At 59.8% G+C, this 14,302-nt stretch carries 17 protein-coding genes and 1 pseudogene; 12 read left to right on the forward strand and 6 right to left on the reverse strand.

The genetic code is table 11. The features are described from left to right. Positions 1-33 precede the first annotated feature (33 nt). The 9 genes from AUL31_RS06000 to AUL31_RS20790 all read left to right on the forward strand — a co-directional run bounded on the left by AUL31_RS06000 (position 34) and on the right by AUL31_RS20790 (position 6,870). Positions 34-780, forward strand: a complete 747-nt coding sequence (locus AUL31_RS06000) for an SAM-dependent methyltransferase (protein WP_192842512.1) — start codon at positions 34-36, stop codon at positions 778-780. An 84-nt stretch (positions 781-864) separates the two neighbouring features. Then, positions 865-1,263 carry a hypothetical protein gene (locus tag AUL31_RS06005; protein WP_060602866.1) on the forward strand — a complete coding sequence of 133 codons (399 nt, stop codon included), beginning with the start codon at positions 865-867 and terminating at the stop codon, positions 1,261-1,263. 14 nt (positions 1,264-1,277) lie between these two features. Further along, a complete protein-coding gene (locus tag AUL31_RS06010) occupies positions 1,278-1,619 on the forward strand; it encodes a hypothetical protein (RefSeq protein ID WP_060602869.1) in 342 nt (113 codons plus the stop codon). After that, positions 1,616-3,796: a hypothetical protein gene (locus AUL31_RS06015; RefSeq protein WP_143190139.1), complete on the forward strand. Its 2,181-nt coding sequence runs from the start codon at positions 1,616-1,618 to the stop codon at positions 3,794-3,796. The genes AUL31_RS06010 and AUL31_RS06015 overlap by 4 nt, the downstream gene beginning before the upstream one ends. Before the next feature lie 160 nt (positions 3,797-3,956). Further along, positions 3,957-4,829 carry a peptidoglycan-binding protein gene (locus AUL31_RS06020; RefSeq protein ID WP_060602876.1) on the forward strand — a complete coding sequence of 291 codons (873 nt, stop codon included), beginning with the start codon at positions 3,957-3,959 and terminating at the stop codon, positions 4,827-4,829. Between the two features lie 3 nt (positions 4,830-4,832). Then, positions 4,833-5,189 (forward strand): hypothetical protein, encoded by a 357-nt coding sequence (locus AUL31_RS06025; RefSeq protein WP_060602879.1) that lies wholly within the window; start codon positions 4,833-4,835, stop codon positions 5,187-5,189. A 1-nt stretch (position 5,190) separates the two neighbouring features. Next, positions 5,191-5,646 (forward strand): hypothetical protein, encoded by a 456-nt coding sequence (locus AUL31_RS06030; protein ID WP_060602883.1) that lies wholly within the window; start codon positions 5,191-5,193, stop codon positions 5,644-5,646. Continuing rightward, positions 5,646-5,978: a hypothetical protein gene (locus AUL31_RS06035; RefSeq protein ID WP_060602886.1), complete on the forward strand. Its 333-nt coding sequence runs from the start codon at positions 5,646-5,648 to the stop codon at positions 5,976-5,978. Before AUL31_RS06030 ends, AUL31_RS06035 begins: the two co-directional genes overlap by 1 nt. 430 nt (positions 5,979-6,408) lie before the next feature. Next, positions 6,409-6,870: a type II toxin-antitoxin system HicB family antitoxin gene (locus AUL31_RS20790; protein WP_082646808.1), complete on the forward strand. Its 462-nt coding sequence runs from the start codon at positions 6,409-6,411 to the stop codon at positions 6,868-6,870. 402 nt (positions 6,871-7,272) lie between these two features. On the opposite strand, the gene AUL31_RS20245 is transcribed toward AUL31_RS20790, so the two are convergent. After that, a complete protein-coding gene (locus tag AUL31_RS20245) occupies positions 7,273-7,545 on the reverse strand; it encodes a hypothetical protein (RefSeq protein WP_143190140.1) in 273 nt (90 codons plus the stop codon). A 600-nt stretch (positions 7,546-8,145) separates the two neighbouring features. Here AUL31_RS20245 and AUL31_RS20865 point away from each other — a divergent pair. After that, a pseudogene (locus tag AUL31_RS20865) lies at positions 8,146-8,232 on the forward strand (hypothetical protein); the annotation flags it as partial. 376 nt (positions 8,233-8,608) lie between these two features. On the opposite strand, the gene AUL31_RS20250 reads toward AUL31_RS20865, so the two are convergent. From AUL31_RS20250 to AUL31_RS06050, 3 genes are all read right to left on the reverse strand, one after another. Beyond that, positions 8,609-8,836 (reverse strand): hypothetical protein, encoded by a 228-nt coding sequence (locus AUL31_RS20250; protein ID WP_143190141.1) that lies wholly within the window; start codon positions 8,834-8,836, stop codon positions 8,609-8,611. A gap of 494 nt (positions 8,837-9,330) precedes the next feature. Continuing rightward, positions 9,331-9,945 carry a hypothetical protein gene (locus AUL31_RS06045; protein WP_060602894.1) on the reverse strand — a complete coding sequence of 205 codons (615 nt, stop codon included), beginning with the start codon at positions 9,943-9,945 and terminating at the stop codon, positions 9,331-9,333. Positions 9,946-10,099: 154 nt separating this feature from the next. Beyond that, positions 10,100-10,957 (reverse strand): alpha/beta fold hydrolase, encoded by an 858-nt coding sequence (locus tag AUL31_RS06050; RefSeq protein ID WP_060602898.1) that lies wholly within the window; start codon positions 10,955-10,957, stop codon positions 10,100-10,102. Positions 10,958-11,114: 157 nt separating this feature from the next. Between AUL31_RS06050 and AUL31_RS06055 the strand changes: the two genes are divergently transcribed. Then, entirely contained in the window at positions 11,115-11,675 is a 561-nt protein-coding gene (locus AUL31_RS06055; RefSeq protein WP_060602902.1) for a TetR/AcrR family transcriptional regulator, read from the forward strand. Positions 11,676-11,687: 12 nt separating this feature from the next. Here the strand turns inward: AUL31_RS06055 and AUL31_RS06060 are convergent, their stop codons facing one another. After that, on the reverse strand, positions 11,688-12,674 hold the full coding sequence (locus AUL31_RS06060; RefSeq protein ID WP_306302602.1) for a GlxA family transcriptional regulator: 987 nt from the start codon (positions 12,672-12,674) through the stop codon (positions 11,688-11,690). 152 nt (positions 12,675-12,826) lie between these two features. Here AUL31_RS06060 and AUL31_RS06065 point away from each other — a divergent pair, with 152 nt between their 5' ends. Further along, positions 12,827-13,657, forward strand: a complete 831-nt coding sequence (locus AUL31_RS06065; protein WP_060602908.1) for an alpha/beta fold hydrolase — start codon at positions 12,827-12,829, stop codon at positions 13,655-13,657. Between the two features lie 429 nt (positions 13,658-14,086). Here the strand turns inward: AUL31_RS06065 and AUL31_RS20605 are convergent. Beyond that, positions 14,087-14,302 (reverse strand): hypothetical protein (locus tag AUL31_RS20605; protein WP_210168784.1); only part of this gene is annotated, 216 nt, incomplete at its 5' end.

Below are 14,302 nucleotides of genomic sequence, written 5' to 3' on the forward strand. Positions count from 1 at the left end.
GCGACGGAAATCGTCGTCGGATCGGGATTGGTTATGGCTCGCGAGAACGTTCTTTCTGACTTGGGTCCTCTGTATCACTCTTATCGTTGGTTTGGAGTGGACAACGAGCAGATACCCGGCATGTACGAGAAGAACCAACTCGCAAAAGAAGCGATCATCGGCAGCTACATTCTTCATGCATTAGCCAAATGTGGCAGGGGCGGGAGTTCAAGCAGCTTCTGTGAACTCTTCTGCGCTGATGGCTACTACGTAATGCTTGCGCAGCATTTTGGCGCAGCCAACAGTGTTGGGATCGACAATGATCGCGATGGGCATTTCGAGAACGGCCGAGCAATTGCCGAGAGGCTGGGCTTAACGGGGTGCGAGTTCAGAAAAGCGGACGTGAACGACATCGGCATTCACGGTCAGTTCGACATAGTCGCGAATGTCGGCGGGCTCTACCATGTCCCCAATCCGGAAAAGATACTCGATCTCTCGTACGCAATGGCTAGGCGGTTCCTCATCGTCCAGACGGTCGTGTCACTGGCAACGAACGACAAAGACTACTTCGAAACGCCAGCTCCTGGATGGGATTGGGGCAGTCGATATTCCGCGGCGTCCTTCACTCGAATGATCTCGCGCAAAGGCTGGAACATCGTCGACGCGCACTTCAATCATTTGGAGGGCAATGATCGTCCGGAGGATCGAGGCAGTGTCTACTTCCTTATTAGCAAGGAGGCCCCTGGCGGCTTCAACCGCTTCACGCCACTCCTTCGTAAGATAAAGGCCAAGCTGCCTTAACTCTGAAATACACACGGTCTGCCTGGCGTAGACCGTCCAATTCAACAAGCCGCCCTTCGAGGCGGCTTTTTTCATGGAGCCCTCATGGCAAACGCAATCTACCCGAAGGGTAAGGAAGGCCTGCTCGGCGCCTTGAACCTTGTGTCGGGCACCGTTCGCGCGGTGCTGATCGACACCGGCACCTACACCTATGCGGCGTCTCACCAGTACCTGTCGTCGGTGCCGGCAGGATCGCGCATTGGTACGCCTCAGACTCTGGGTACGAAGACAGTGCTGAACGGCACGTTCGACGCTGCCGACGTCACGTTTCCCAGCGTGCCGCTCGGTGACGCAGCCGAGGCCATCCTGATCTACGTCGACACTGGCACCGAAAGCACGTCGGCTCTCGTCGCTTACATCGACACGGCCACCGGCCTCCCGGTCACGCCGAACGGCGGCAACATCACCATTACCTGGAACGCCTCCGGCATCTTCACGCTCTAATCAGGGGCATCTCCATGGCCGACATGATCTTCGCGCCGCCGATCGCTCAAGGGTATCCGTACGCTGTGCAGTTCGAGGCAGCCGGTAGCGATGTCGTGTTTCCCGCTGGGATCGGTTTGCGGGCTCAGGTGCGCGAGCGGTTTACGGCCGACCTGATCACCGAACTGACGACCGAGAATGGTGGACTGGTCGTGATCAACCCGCAAACCGTCGAGGTCCGCATTCCGGCATCTGCAACATCGCAGGCATCGAACTTCCTCATGTTGGATCTCGTCAGGACGGATCAGCCGGATGAGCAGTACCTGTATTTTCTGCTGAAGATCCCTGTGTCTCAGACCGTGACGAAGCCCGAATGAACCGGGTCAAGGTCGCCCGCCCGTTCGGGGGCGTCATTCCGGTTCAGCACCCCAATGCGCCCATCGGATCCCGCGCGCCCCTCGTGGTGGCGGTGTCGGTAGTAGCATTGAACCTCGCCGGGCTGACCGCGCACCTGCCGCCTATGCAGGATGCGATACCGGGACAGGTGATCACAGTCCCGACCATCCCGTCATCATCCGTCGTCCACGGACCGTCGGTGGGGCAGGGTGATCGGATCATAGCTCCGCCTGTTGTGGCCAGCATCTCGGTGGTGCCGGCTTCGGGAGTTACGCCCGGCGTTGTCACGATCGCGCCGGCACAAATCGCAAGCTTGGGCGACGTTCCATCCCCCACCGTGTCCGGCGATGTAGCAGGCGTGGTGCCTGATCCCATTCTCAACGTCTCGGTGTTTCACGATCCATCGGTAGCGCGCGGTGCGCTCTCTATCGCCCCCGCTTTGATAGTCTCCGCCTCTGCTGTTTCCAGCCCAGTCGTAGGCGCGGGCCCTGTCAGTCTAACGCCAGCCTCAATATCGGCATCCTCCTCGGTCCCGGCGCCCGCTGTAGCCGCCGTGGACGGACTGAACATCGTTCCGGATGCCATCGCGACGACTGCGGAAGTCTTCGGTCATACCGTGCTTCGCGGTGGAGTCGGTCTCTCACCGGGAGCAATCTCTTCCACGTCCACGATCTCCGAACCTTCGGTTCTTCGTGACGCGCTGGCGATCCTCCCTGAGGCGATACAGACGATATCCGTCATCAGCGAGCCTGCGATCGCCACGGGGGAAGTAATCATCCAGCCGGTAGATATCCCGTCTGCCGCCACCGTGCTGGTCGCCGGCGTCTCAGCTGGTGTGGTCGGCATCGAGCCGGCATCCGTTGCTTCTACCAACACCTTCTACGCCTCGACCATCGACCGTGGTGCAGTGGCGGTCGCACCATCGGCGATCGCCGCATCATCCCTGGTTCGCGCTCCTGTCGTTGGCCGTGGCGTTCGCACCATCGCGCCCCCAGCAATCGCGTCCACGGCTGTCATGTTCAACCCAACCGTCGTCGCCGAAGTCCCGGCTGGCAACTGGTTCGATGATCCCCAGTGGGATCGCTTCCAGGCAATTGCCCGCGGGAATGACGCTGCCATCTGGACGGGGCCGAAGGTGGGCGGGAAGTGGCCCAAGAGGGTCGCCACGCGTGAGGAAGTGCTTGCGATCGTCGCGTCGGCAGGGCGGGGATACATGGCCGCACCGAACGGCCCGTATGCCTACGACACCGCAGCGAACACAGTCCGGGTGTCGAACGACCGCGGTCGGCCTCAGGTGGTGTTCGATCCGTACCCACGAGCCAACATCCTGTTCCCGTCGGGCATCTTCAGTGCGGCGCAGTCAGTCACGATCGAGAACTTCCGGCACAACCTGCGCTTCCGTGGCTCCGGCAGCCTGACGCTGACCGGTAGTCCGATCCCTGGCGGGACGCTGACGCTTGCCGGGGCGGGCACGAATGTCAGCGTGTGGACGCGTTTCCAGCCGACAGGCGGCGGCGCTATCACGGTTACGCCCAGCGGCGACGTTCGGGACGTCAACCTCGATGCTCGCGGGACAACCTTCAAGGAGCCGGACTATCCGACCATACCGATCCGCACCACTACGGCGCGGGTCGATCAGGCGGCGGAAACCATCAACCCAGGCAGCCTGATCACGCCCGAGATCGCTCTGAACGGCACCATTCTGCTGCAGGGCCAGCTGTTTGCCCCGCCATATACCGACACTGGCGGATCGGGCAGCCGCTACCTCATGGGCTGGGAGTATGACGGCCGTCTGGAGATGCAGGCGAACGGGACGATTTTCTGCACCGCCGGCGGCGGCAACCTGTCGATCCCAACGGGCAACACCGCTGCCGATCCGTTCAGGGTCGCCGTGACGTTCCGAGAGCGCGACGTTGCCGGCAACTACCCCGCTGATCGACCGGGCATCTGCCGCATGTCGGTGAATGGATCCGCAGCTGCTAGCCATGAAGCTCGCTACGGCTCAGGCCTTGGCGATCATGCTCAGCTGGTGTTCGGCCGAGATACCGGCTCCTACCAGGCGCAGTCTTCGGGTGCTGCTGGATACGACATCATCGCGTTCACATCGGACCTGTTCACCGCTGCCGAGCTGGCTGCGATCTCGGTCTATCAGACATAGACCGCTTTACAGCCTGAGACGGAGAGAACCGGGGCGCCGTAGCTAACCCCAGTCCTCCCATGCGGAGCCTCCCGAGCTCACGCCGCCGCGACCTATCAACAGAATGTGTGCAAACCGCGCCGCCTCAGCAATGGGGCGGCTTTTTCTTTGGAGCACCCTAATGAAAATCACCGCTGCCGACCTGCGTCGGCTGGCGCCGCAGGCGTCTGCCATGATCGTCAATGGCATCATCGAGCATCAGCATCTCTTGCCGCAGTACGGGATCGATACAGGCCGTCGGCTGCAGCACTTCATGGCGCAGTGCGCTCAGGAGACATCCGGGCTCCGACAGCTCGAGGAAAACCTGAACTACTCGGCCGGGCGCTTGCGCGAGGTCTGGCCATCTAGGTTCAAGTCGATCGATGTGGCGCGAGAGTACGCCGGCAACCCAGAGAAGCTGGCGAACAACGTCTACTCAAGCCGAATGGGCAACGGCCCGCCGGCAACTGGCGACGGATGGCGGTTTCGCGGGTCGGGCATGAAGATGACGACAGGCAGGAGCAACTACCGCCAGGTAGAGGCAGAGACCGGCCTGCCTGTAGTCTCCAACCCGGATATGCTCCGGCGCTTTCCCGAAGCGCTGCTGTCGGCCTGCATCTACTGGCAGAAGAACCGCCTTTCTCGGTTCGCCGATATCGACGATGCTGAGGGCCTGACCCGTGCGGTCAATGGTGGGCTGACCGGCTTCCCTGATCGTCAGACCTACCTGCGGCGGGCAAAAGGCATTTGGGCAGACAGCTTCCGCTTCAAGGTATCTGGTGCTCAGGCGCCGGCGGTCACGCCTGATCTGCCCATCCTCCGCCAAGGCTCGACCGGCCAGCCCGTCCGCGACTGGCAAGCCATCCTCCGCGCCAACGGGCTCCCGGTCACGGTTGACGGCGACTTCGGCGCCAAGACGGCCACAGCAACTCGCACCCTTCAAACCCGCCTCGGCCTCGTCGCCGATGGCATTGTCGGCCCCGCCACGCGCGCGGCCGCATCCAAAGGAGCATGATCCATGGCCGATCTGAAGGCAGCAATCCGCAACGTTGTCGTCCAAGGGGCCGTGGCGGCCGCGAACAACGAGAACATCGCCATCGCCGACTCCGCAGTCGGGCCGGTGGCTGACATCATCACAACCCGGGTCAAGCCGCTAATCGAACACGCCACGAACACTGAGCCCTGGTACCGCTCGCGTGTCACCGTCGGCGCGATCGTGTCCATGGGCACCGGCCTTCTGTCGGCGCTGGGCGTGGCCACGGACTGGGTGGACCCGGATACCGCGGTCGTTGTCATCATGGCCGCTGGCTCGCTCGTGGGCGGCATCTTTACGCTCTACGGCCGATGGGCGGCGCGCAAGCCGATGGGAACGTGAGATGATCATTCTCAGGGTCTATCGCGGGGTCGCTGACCATTTCCCAATCCGCGTGTCGGAGTGGCTGATGCTGTGGCCCGCGTTCGGCCTTTGGGTGGCGCTGCAAAGTTCGCCTGACATGTTCCAGACCTCGCCAAGCTTCGCCTATCTGGCGGACTGGGCGGATGAAGGGACATGGTCAGCCGTCATCGGCTTATGTGGCATCGCACGGCTGACCGCGCTGACGATCAACGGGACGTTCAAAGGGTTCGCCTTCTCGCCCCACATCCGGGCAGGGGCATCCATAATCGGCGTCCTGATGTGGTCACAGATTTCCCTTGGGTTCTTCATGGCTTTTGTGAATGCCGGCGGCGCTCCCAGCGGCGTGGTGGCCTGGTCGACCATGGTCTTGCTCGAGCTCGTCAACAGCTACCGATCGTGGTCGGACGTCGGAAAGAACGCAGCAGGACGTGAGTGATGGAATGGCTTGCAGGCTTAGATCTTGAAAAGGTCGCCAACGCGATCGTCCTACTGGTGGTCGGCATTCTGTCCGGCCTCGGCTTCACACGCGGTAAGAAGAACCCGCCGCCGGCTCAGGCATCGAGCTCTGTCGAGATCGCTGGTGCCCTAGTCGACAGCTCGTCCATTAAGCAGGCGGCCGTCGAGATTTCCGGAATGACCGGTGCCTTGGGCGAGCAGAACGAGCTGATGGAGAAAGGCATTCTGGCGCTCGACCGCCATCGGCATGCAGTCGACGACCTGACTGAACAGGTGAAGGAGCTAAGGCAGGCAATGCAGGCAAGGCGATAGGCTAACCCGAGTGTTGACTATGTCGTCATCATGAATTTGATTGTTTCTAGGGAGTCGCTTGCCGATTTTTCCGACGTATGCCAATTGTCTGCGCCAATGTATGAGCGGGTATTGCTGATGGAGCGCCTTGAACCAGAAACGATGCACCCGGCGCCGCCGGATGTTTTAGCTGGTTTAAAGACGCTTTGCGCAATGCGAGATAGCCCAAAATCTGATTGGAGAATGAAGGACGTAGAGCGTGCTTGCGGAGAGATAGGCATCGTCTGCAAGGCGCCAAAGCGCGGTTCTCATTATCGGGTTCGCTCGGAACTTGTGCCGGGAACAATCCTTACTATCCCGGCTGCCAAGCCGATTAAGGCCCCCTATATTAGGCAGCTGGTAGAGTTGGCGGAGAGGCATCGAGAAGCAGTTATGGAACAGGAGGCCGTAGATGGATCCTAAAATGTATGCAGTCGTCGTTCTTCCTTTGGATCAGGAAGATGGAGATGGATTTGTAGCATACGTTCCTGATCTGCCGGGGTGCATGTCCGACGGGGAGACGGCTGAAGAGGCTTGCATTAACGTGTATGCTGCAATTGCCGAGTGGATCGAAGAGGCACAGGAAACGGGACAGATTGTTCCCAGCCCAGGCTCAGCCGCGCGTCGCCATCGAAAGCTTCATCGCCGGATGCTCGACTACATCGAGAAGCAAGCGGAACTCTTGGATGCGAAAGAACAACTTCTGAACGCCAAGGACTCTCTGCTGGAAGCTATCGAATACAAGTCCAATCTGCTCGAAAGCAGGGCTAAGCGCATTGAGGCGGAGCTTGCCGCAAGTAACGGATCTCGCGATGAGGCAGCATGGTTTATGTCTAAAGTTAGCTTGAAAGCGAACAGACACCTGCCGCACTAACGGAACGTTTACAAGGCCCCGCTCGGCTTCGGCTGGGCGGGCCTGCCTCGACCGTGGACACCACCTGCTTCCGACGGATCTTCGCAACTCGGTGAAACGCTTTGCGGCTTATTTTGATTGCCCTCCACGGCATGTAGCCGGCGCTGAGGGCAAATCGGCTGCTCGACGGTCGGTACGTTCGTTTCATGTTCACTCGGCAGCGGTGGTGGGTTTGGGCCTGGCTGACAGGCCAGCCGCCAGCCAGGCCCGCAACGACTCCGTCCATGGAGGGGGAAGCGTAGTCGCATCGCGACATTAAGTGGTGGGAGCTGTCACAATCAAACTCTGCGACGTCCCGCCTCAGCTGAGTTGGTCTGATACGTTTAAGCAGATGTCACTGGGTTGGTAGCGTCGTCGCCGGCTCTACAGCAATGCCCGTCTATCGGCGGGCTCGATCAATCCATCGGCACGTGAGGAAGGTTTGAGATCAATCCGTTGAAAAAGGCTCACCCAAGAACTGTCGTCTCGATGTCTGCATTTCCCAACGAAGGTCAGTGCCCCGCGCTCGACGTACTCATTAGCCTGACGCAGCAAATCATTGCCGTAGGCGCCATTGACGCTAGCGCCGTGCTTGACGACCAGATACCCATGGGACCTATCCAACTCAGTTAAATCGAGTTGCTGCGCATCTGTCATCGCTCGATCCAATATGTTGCAAGGTGCAAGGCAGGGAATTTACTCTGACGGCATAACTGCAACCTCATCAGCCTGCGAACTTTTCACATGCGGTTGAGGCAATACGAGCGGCAATTAGGCATAATCCCAAAACCAAATAGGACGCAGTTAAACAGACGGGCATCATCGCGGACGCGGCTGCCGGATTAGAACCAGTTCAGTCCTGCGACCAGCCTTACAGTAACCCCAGCTTATGCAGGTTGCTACCGTCGTAAGTCAGCCGAACGCACGGTTCTCCGCCTGCTGCTCGGTAGGTTTCAACCAATCCGCGAACTTCTAGTATCTGCATGAACGCAGACATGGATGGGGCTAGTTGAGCAACTGGAACTCCGCCATCGGCCAGTATCAGTAGAAGTGACCGAGCGTCCGGTGCAAGATCGACAAGTCGTTTAGGCACGAGTATCACCCACTGCTTCAAGGCCGCCAACGGTGATGAAGAGACGGTTGGGGGCAGCAGGGGGATAGGCCTCAACGAAACCAGCGGCGCGAAGCTGTTTAAGCGCTTGGAATTCGTCAGCGTCAAAATCGTTAAGGCCGCAGCCTACGTTTCCTGCTTGACGAAGCTTCCTAAGAGCCGTCGCCGCAGCCGTGGTCAGTGGAACAGTTGCCATCGCCATCCCCAACAATCAACGATATAGGTCGAATTAACGACAAGCCGCTGCAACTGCAATATCTCCCCTGCCGGCTTCGGCCGAGCGGGGCTTTTTCTGCGTTACCGTTATGCCCGCGGCGGCCGCTCTGGATGACAAACAGCGGAGTGAGGTTCAATCCCAAACGGCGCTGTCGGATCGATAACCCTCAGTGCGTCACCAAGCTGGAAATTCAGTGCCTGGATTGCCTTATAGTGCGCGCAGCTTGGGTCCAACCCATGCATGTGATGGCATAGCGTCCGGTGCATATCCTGAATATCCTTCACCAATCCAGGCAGCTCCCACTGGTGAAGTTCCCGTGCCCTGTATCGTCTTATCATCGCCGTGTTCTCCATCTGTTCTTATGATGGATATCGCCGGGCTGGAGAGATTCGCTAGGGGCCTCGACTGAACAATTTTATCGCCGCATCATCCATCTCGTGCGCCTTGCGCGCCTTCGACCTGTTCTCTGCCAGGTTGACCATTGCGGCATCTACCGCTTCCGGCGTCCAGCCGGCGGCTTCAGCGTGATAGCCGACCTCGTAAAAGGTGAAATCCATGGCCTTTTCACATTCCCGCACATAGTCGGGATGGTCGGGAGCTAAGCGGGGCGGGCTGGTCATTGGCAACCTCCTATCGATGACCAGCCAACGCGAGTTGCCATCATGGCGTTCCGATCGCAGACGAGGTGTTGCGGGTTCCTTCTTCGCAATATTTTCGCAAACAGCTATTTGAAGGCAGCGCACCGTTGATCCCAACAGGTTGAAAAGGCTCGATAAATAGTGCTGCAAATTGAACGCCTGTAAGCCCCTGCTAAGGGAGTATACCGGAGACGGTATCGTGGGTTCGAATCCCATCCTCTCCGCCACGAAAGCCTTGAACGAACGCTTCCCGCTTAGCCTCGCAGCCATTTCGCAATACGCTTCGACGCGAAGCGACGAAACGCCACCCGAACATCCCCGCCATTACAGACCGTGACTGCGATCGCCTCGCGAACGTCGATGCGCCTTCGCTCCAGCTCTCGTCAGACGTATCCTTACTTTTTTGCCACATCGCCGATTCCGAAGCTGCGTCGACTAAGCAGAGACTGCGGCACGCTGGCGCAGGACAGGGCGGCTTAGTATCTAAGCCGCAGTCCCAGCACATTGGCATTCATTGCGCCACGCATATTGCCGAGCGTTCCGTTGGCACCGGAACGATGATGCAGACGCCAGAAGGCTTCCACCTCCGGGGTGTCAGCGAAGGAGACGTTCAATTCAGGCCCGAGATAGAATAGAAGCGCGGCGTTTCCTTCGTAGCGCTCTTCCAGGCGCTGTTCACGGCCGCGGTGCGTACCGGATACTGCACTCAGACCGGCCGTGAAGGACGGAGATATGTTGATCGTGTTGGCGATCGAGAACCCGTCATAACGAATGACTGGGCCACCCCAAACCTCTCCCGTCACCCCGCCAATCGCCCTTGCTGCGACGCCGACCTCCATACCGACCTGAACATCATGAGGCCTGTAGAAGTAGCGTTGATAGCCAACTCCGGCGGTGATCCGGTTTTCGTAGGAAACACCGAATGGATTGGCACTGCGGCCCATATTCTCGTCGGTCAGGACACCGCCGAATCCAAAGATCGCTTCGCCGAATTGATCGGCGTCCGGTGTCTCTGCGCCACGTGAAGAGGTTGGCGCAACAGCGGCACACAGAAACGCTGCCAAGGCAATTCGATGAAGGATATAGGGCATTATAACGTCACTCGCGGCTTCTTTGGCTGCGCAGTTTAAGCGCCGAGTGTTGACGAAATGAGGTGGGCTGTCCCCATCAGGTAAGGGAGGGGGACGATGGAAGGCTCGCACTTTGCCGAACAGGAACACGTCGGCCGCACAACGCGGTCAGCATTCAGAGATGTTGGCCGAGAAAGCTGCGGATGATCTGCGCTATTTCGTCGGCGTGGGTTTCGAGCGCGAAATGTCCCGCATCCAGCAGGTGGACATGCCCATGGGGCAGGTCACGCTTGTACGCCTCGGCTCCCGCCGGCAGAAATGCCGGGTCGTGTCGGCCCCAAACCGCCAGAAATGGGGGCTGATGCTTGCGGAAGTAAGCTTGAAACTCCGGATAGCGCTCCGGGTTCGTGCGGTAGTCTCGAATGAGGTCCAACTGGATCTCTTCCGCGCCAGGCCGTGACATCAGGGCGATGTCGAGCATGTAGCCGTCAGGGCTCAGCCGTGATGGATCCGCACCCGTCCGGTACTGCCAGTTTTCGATGACGTCCGCCGATAAGGACTGCCGGCAGGCTTCACGGTTTTCCGGGCTGGGGTCACGCCAGTATGCCTGCCACGCACCCCATTCGTCGCTGAAGCCTTCCATATAGGCGTTGCCGTTCTGGCTGATGAGAGCCGTGACGCGTTCAGGATGCGCCGTCGCCAGCCTCAGCCCGACCGGTGCCCCGTAATCGAAGATGTAGAGAGCGTAGCGATGGAGACCGAGAGCTTCTGTAAACTCATCGATGACCCTTGCTAGGTTGTCGAACGTGTATCGGAAGCTCTCCCGTGGGGGCGCCTTCGTGTAGCCGAAGCCAGGAAGGTCCGGAGCAATCACCCGGTAGCGGTCCGCAAGCTGCGGTATGAGGTCCCGGAACATGTGGCTGGATGTCGGAAAGCCGTGAAGAAGCAACAGAACCGGGGCGTCCTTTGCCCCTGCTTCGCGGTAAAATACGTCCACATCGGCCACGCGTTGGGTCTTGTAGCTGACTGTCATGGTGCTTCTCCAATCGGATCATACGCGTGCATCGCGCTCAAGCGACGTCCACGCCGTTTCAAGCCTGACAAAATACTACCGACCGGTCGTTTGTAAATAGGCGTCTTGTGTGATAGCTCCGCAGTGGAGTTCGGGCTGTCTACGGTTGGGTGCACATATGAAGGTGGCCAAAGAAGATATCGTCGCTGCGGCGCGGGAACTGTTCCGCGAGAAGGGGTATGTCGGCGCCTCTATGCAGGATCTGGCCACGCGCGTCGGCCTGAAGAAGGCGTCACTCTACATGCGCTTCCCCAACAAGGAGGCTCTGGTTCCGGAGGTTCTCGATCTCACGTTCCGCGAAACCGTGAACGGGCAGGGCGTCGACGCCGAAGAGTGGAACGTCGCCTATGAAGCTATGATCAGGGTGATCGCCGACAATCTCCTGGATCGGAAACGCTGCGTCGGTTTGCATCTCGCATACGGGGTGGGCGACGCGACGCCCGTCGCCAAGGAAGCCGTCCGACATTTCTTCCAATCGCTCAGAGATCGCCTGAGCGAAATTCTGGAAAAGGCGATGTCGCCTGGAACCGCGGCTGTAGTGGCGGCTGACGCTCTTATTCGGCTTGAGGGTGCGACGCTGCTGACGGCCGTCTTCGACGACACGGACGCTATGGAGCGAGTCGTCCGCACGATCATCGCGGATGCGATGGAGGCCGCCCGCCGCGGAGCCGGGCATTAGCACGGCGGCACGTCACGATCGCCTTGCGACCAGGCCATACCGCTGGCGGTAAAGGTTGGGCGTCAGCCCGGTAAAGCGCTGAAACAGCTTACGGAACGCCGCCGGGTCGCCGTAACCGACAGAAAAGCCGATCTGATCCACCGTATTGCCGGTCAGTTCCAGAAGCTCACGCGCCTTGGCAATGCGCATCTGCTGCAGATACTCGACCGGGCGCAACCCGGTGGCCTTTGCAAAGCGGCGCAGGAAGGTGCGCTCGGTCAGGCCGGCCAGGGCCGCCAGTTCGGCCACGGCCGACGGCTCGTCCGCATGGGCGTGGACATGCTGCTGTACCCGCAGGATCGCTGTGTCGCCATGGTCGAAGCGCGGCACGAACTGGCTGAATGGCCGCTGCGATCGGCGCGGCGGGTCTACCAGCAGAAAACGCGCCGTGGCCAGCATGATGCTGGGCCCCATCAGCCGTTCCACCAGTGTCAGCCCCAGATCTGTCCATGCGAGGATACCACCCGCCGTCATGATGTCGCCGTCGTCGATGACCATCTGTTCCTCGGCAAGTTCGACACCCGGAAAACGTTCTGCCAACTGCCGGGCAAAGGCCCAGTGCGTCGTCACCCGGCGGCCGTCGATCAGCCCGGTTTCCGCCAGCACGAAAGCTCCGGCGCAGACCGAGCAGAGCGTGCTGCCCTCCGCATGGCGCGCATTCATCCAGCTGGCAGCCACCGGCATGGATCGCATCTTTTCCGGCATGACGATGCTCGGCGGCGCAATCACATGGGTCAACTGGTGCGGTGTTCCGGCAAGGCTGTCGTATACGCAGTCGATGCCACCGCCTGCCTCATCCGCCCGCCAGTGCGAGATGCGGACGAAAGGCGCCGGGCGACGCTTTTGCGCTTCAGATTCAGAGCGCGCCACCCATTCATTGGCGATGCGGAACAGATCGGTCAGCCCATACACAGCGGCAAGCTGGCAATCGGGATAGATCAGAAGACCGATTTCGGCCACAGTCTCTGTTCTCGAGCGAGTTGCCTCCACCATGGCCACATATCTCGTTTGTCAGTTTTGCCTTTAATAATGTCATTTCCGCCAAGCGTCCACCGATCCCGCCGGTCCTATCTTGTCTGCATCGAAGCGATCTCAACAAAGGAGAATTCAACATGGCAAAGATCACCACCAGCGACGGAACGAAAATCTTCTACAAGGACTGGGGTCCGAAGGACGCCCAGCCGGTCGTCTTCCATCATGGCTGGCCGCTGTCGTCGGACGACTGGGATAACCAGATGCTGTTTTTCCTGTCGCAGGGCTATCGCGTGATCGCCCATGACAGGCGCGGCCATGGCCGCTCCGACCAGACCGACACCGGCAATGAAATGGACACCTACGCCGCCGACGTCGCGGAGTTGGTTGGCGCGCTGGACTTGAAGAACGCCATTCATATCGGCCATTCGACCGGCGGCGGCGAAGTGGCGCGCTATGTCGCCCGGGCCGAGAACGGCCGTGTTGCAAAGGCGGTGCTGATGGGCGCCGTGCCGCCGATCATGGTCAAATCCGCCGCCAACCCGGAAGGATTGCCCATCGAAGTGTTCGACGGGTTTCGCGATGCGCTTGTCGCCAACCGGGCACAATTCTTCATCGAGGTGCCATCGGGGCCGTTCTATGGCTTCAACCGTCCCGGTGCGGAGGTCAGTCAGGGGCTGATCGACAATTGGTGGCGCCAGGGCATGATGGGCGGGGCCAAGGCGCATTATGATTGCATCAAGGCTTTCTCCGAAACGGATTTTACCGAAGATCTCCGCGCGATCACGGTGCCCGTGCTGGTGATGCACGGCGAAGATGATCAGGTGGTGCCGATCGCCGATTCCGCGCACAAGGCAATCGAGCTGCTGACCAACGGCACGCTGAAGACCTATCCGGGCCTGTCGCACGGCATGTTCGCCACCCATCCCCAGATCATCAACGCGGATCTGCTGGCGTTCGCACGCGGTTGATTAAGTGGGGAGGGGGCCTTTCAGCCATAACGCATCGCTGACTATCGGCGTACGGGAAGGGTAGTTCTTACCAGAAGCTGTGCCGGAATCATCGGGTTCCGGCACGCTTCATCTGAAAGAGGCTAGATCAGCCCGACAAAGGCCATTCCGAGCCCAAGTGCCATACTCAGGAAGATCGTGTGCTGGATCGCCATGATAATGCCCCCGTTTCGTCACAGCCATTAAGCCTTCAGTAACCCTAAGGTTCCGATGCCGGGCCGCAATGCGTTCTCCACCCTATGGTTAACCGTGCTGTTGAAAGGGGCTGTCCGCAGTCATATGTGCCACCGACAGTTGCGGCCCTGGTGTCATGCCTCTGCAATATCAGTGCCTTACAAAAAAGGTTCGACCTCGGCGATTTTCCTGGTTGACGGTTTTGGTAGGTTAGTCCTATAAGCCGGCCATCGAGACGGCGGCGGCGCCGGGCCGGACTGGTTGGTTCAGGGAACTGGGTTGATTGGTTTGGAAGCATGGCTGGATTGGCTTGGTTAAGCCTAGTTGATCCGGCTGGGTTTTTGCGCTCTGGCCGTTGGTTTTGGCTTTAAGAGAGTTGCGTTGAGTGGCTTTCGCGGTTTGGCTTTCGGGCTTGACTGAGGCGGTTGACGG

The organism is Aureimonas altamirensis (assembly GCF_001463885.1).
Classification (GTDB): Bacteria; Pseudomonadota; Alphaproteobacteria; order Rhizobiales; family Rhizobiaceae; genus Aureimonas; species Aureimonas altamirensis.

Excerpts from the sequence above, each read along its gene's own strand:
- AUL31_RS06000 (WP_192842512.1), top strand. The coding sequence starts at position 34 with ATGGCTCGCGAGAACGTTCTTTCTGACTTGGGTCCTCTGTATCACTCT.
- AUL31_RS06005 (WP_060602866.1), top strand. The coding sequence starts at position 865 with ATGGCAAACGCAATCTACCCGAAGGGTAAGGAAGGCCTGCTCGGCGCC.
- AUL31_RS06010 (WP_060602869.1), top strand. The coding sequence starts at position 1,278 with ATGGCCGACATGATCTTCGCGCCGCCGATCGCTCAAGGGTATCCGTAC.
- AUL31_RS06015 (WP_143190139.1), top strand. The coding sequence starts at position 1,616 with ATGAACCGGGTCAAGGTCGCCCGCCCGTTCGGGGGCGTCATTCCGGTT.
- AUL31_RS06020 (WP_060602876.1), top strand. The coding sequence starts at position 3,957 with ATGAAAATCACCGCTGCCGACCTGCGTCGGCTGGCGCCGCAGGCGTCT.
- AUL31_RS06025 (WP_060602879.1), top strand. The coding sequence starts at position 4,833 with ATGGCCGATCTGAAGGCAGCAATCCGCAACGTTGTCGTCCAAGGGGCC.
- AUL31_RS06030 (WP_060602883.1), top strand. The coding sequence starts at position 5,191 with ATGATCATTCTCAGGGTCTATCGCGGGGTCGCTGACCATTTCCCAATC.
- AUL31_RS06035 (WP_060602886.1), top strand. The coding sequence starts at position 5,646 with ATGGAATGGCTTGCAGGCTTAGATCTTGAAAAGGTCGCCAACGCGATC.
- AUL31_RS20790 (WP_082646808.1), top strand. The coding sequence starts at position 6,409 with ATGGATCCTAAAATGTATGCAGTCGTCGTTCTTCCTTTGGATCAGGAA.
- AUL31_RS20245 (WP_143190140.1), bottom strand. The coding sequence starts at position 7,545 with ATGACAGATGCGCAGCAACTCGATTTAACTGAGTTGGATAGGTCCCAT.
- AUL31_RS20250 (WP_143190141.1), bottom strand. The coding sequence starts at position 8,836 with ATGACCAGCCCGCCCCGCTTAGCTCCCGACCATCCCGACTATGTGCGG.
- AUL31_RS06045 (WP_060602894.1), bottom strand. The coding sequence starts at position 9,945 with ATGCCCTATATCCTTCATCGAATTGCCTTGGCAGCGTTTCTGTGTGCC.
- AUL31_RS06050 (WP_060602898.1), bottom strand. The coding sequence starts at position 10,957 with ATGACAGTCAGCTACAAGACCCAACGCGTGGCCGATGTGGACGTATTT.
- AUL31_RS06055 (WP_060602902.1), top strand. The coding sequence starts at position 11,115 with ATGAAGGTGGCCAAAGAAGATATCGTCGCTGCGGCGCGGGAACTGTTC.
- AUL31_RS06065 (WP_060602908.1), top strand. The coding sequence starts at position 12,827 with ATGGCAAAGATCACCACCAGCGACGGAACGAAAATCTTCTACAAGGAC.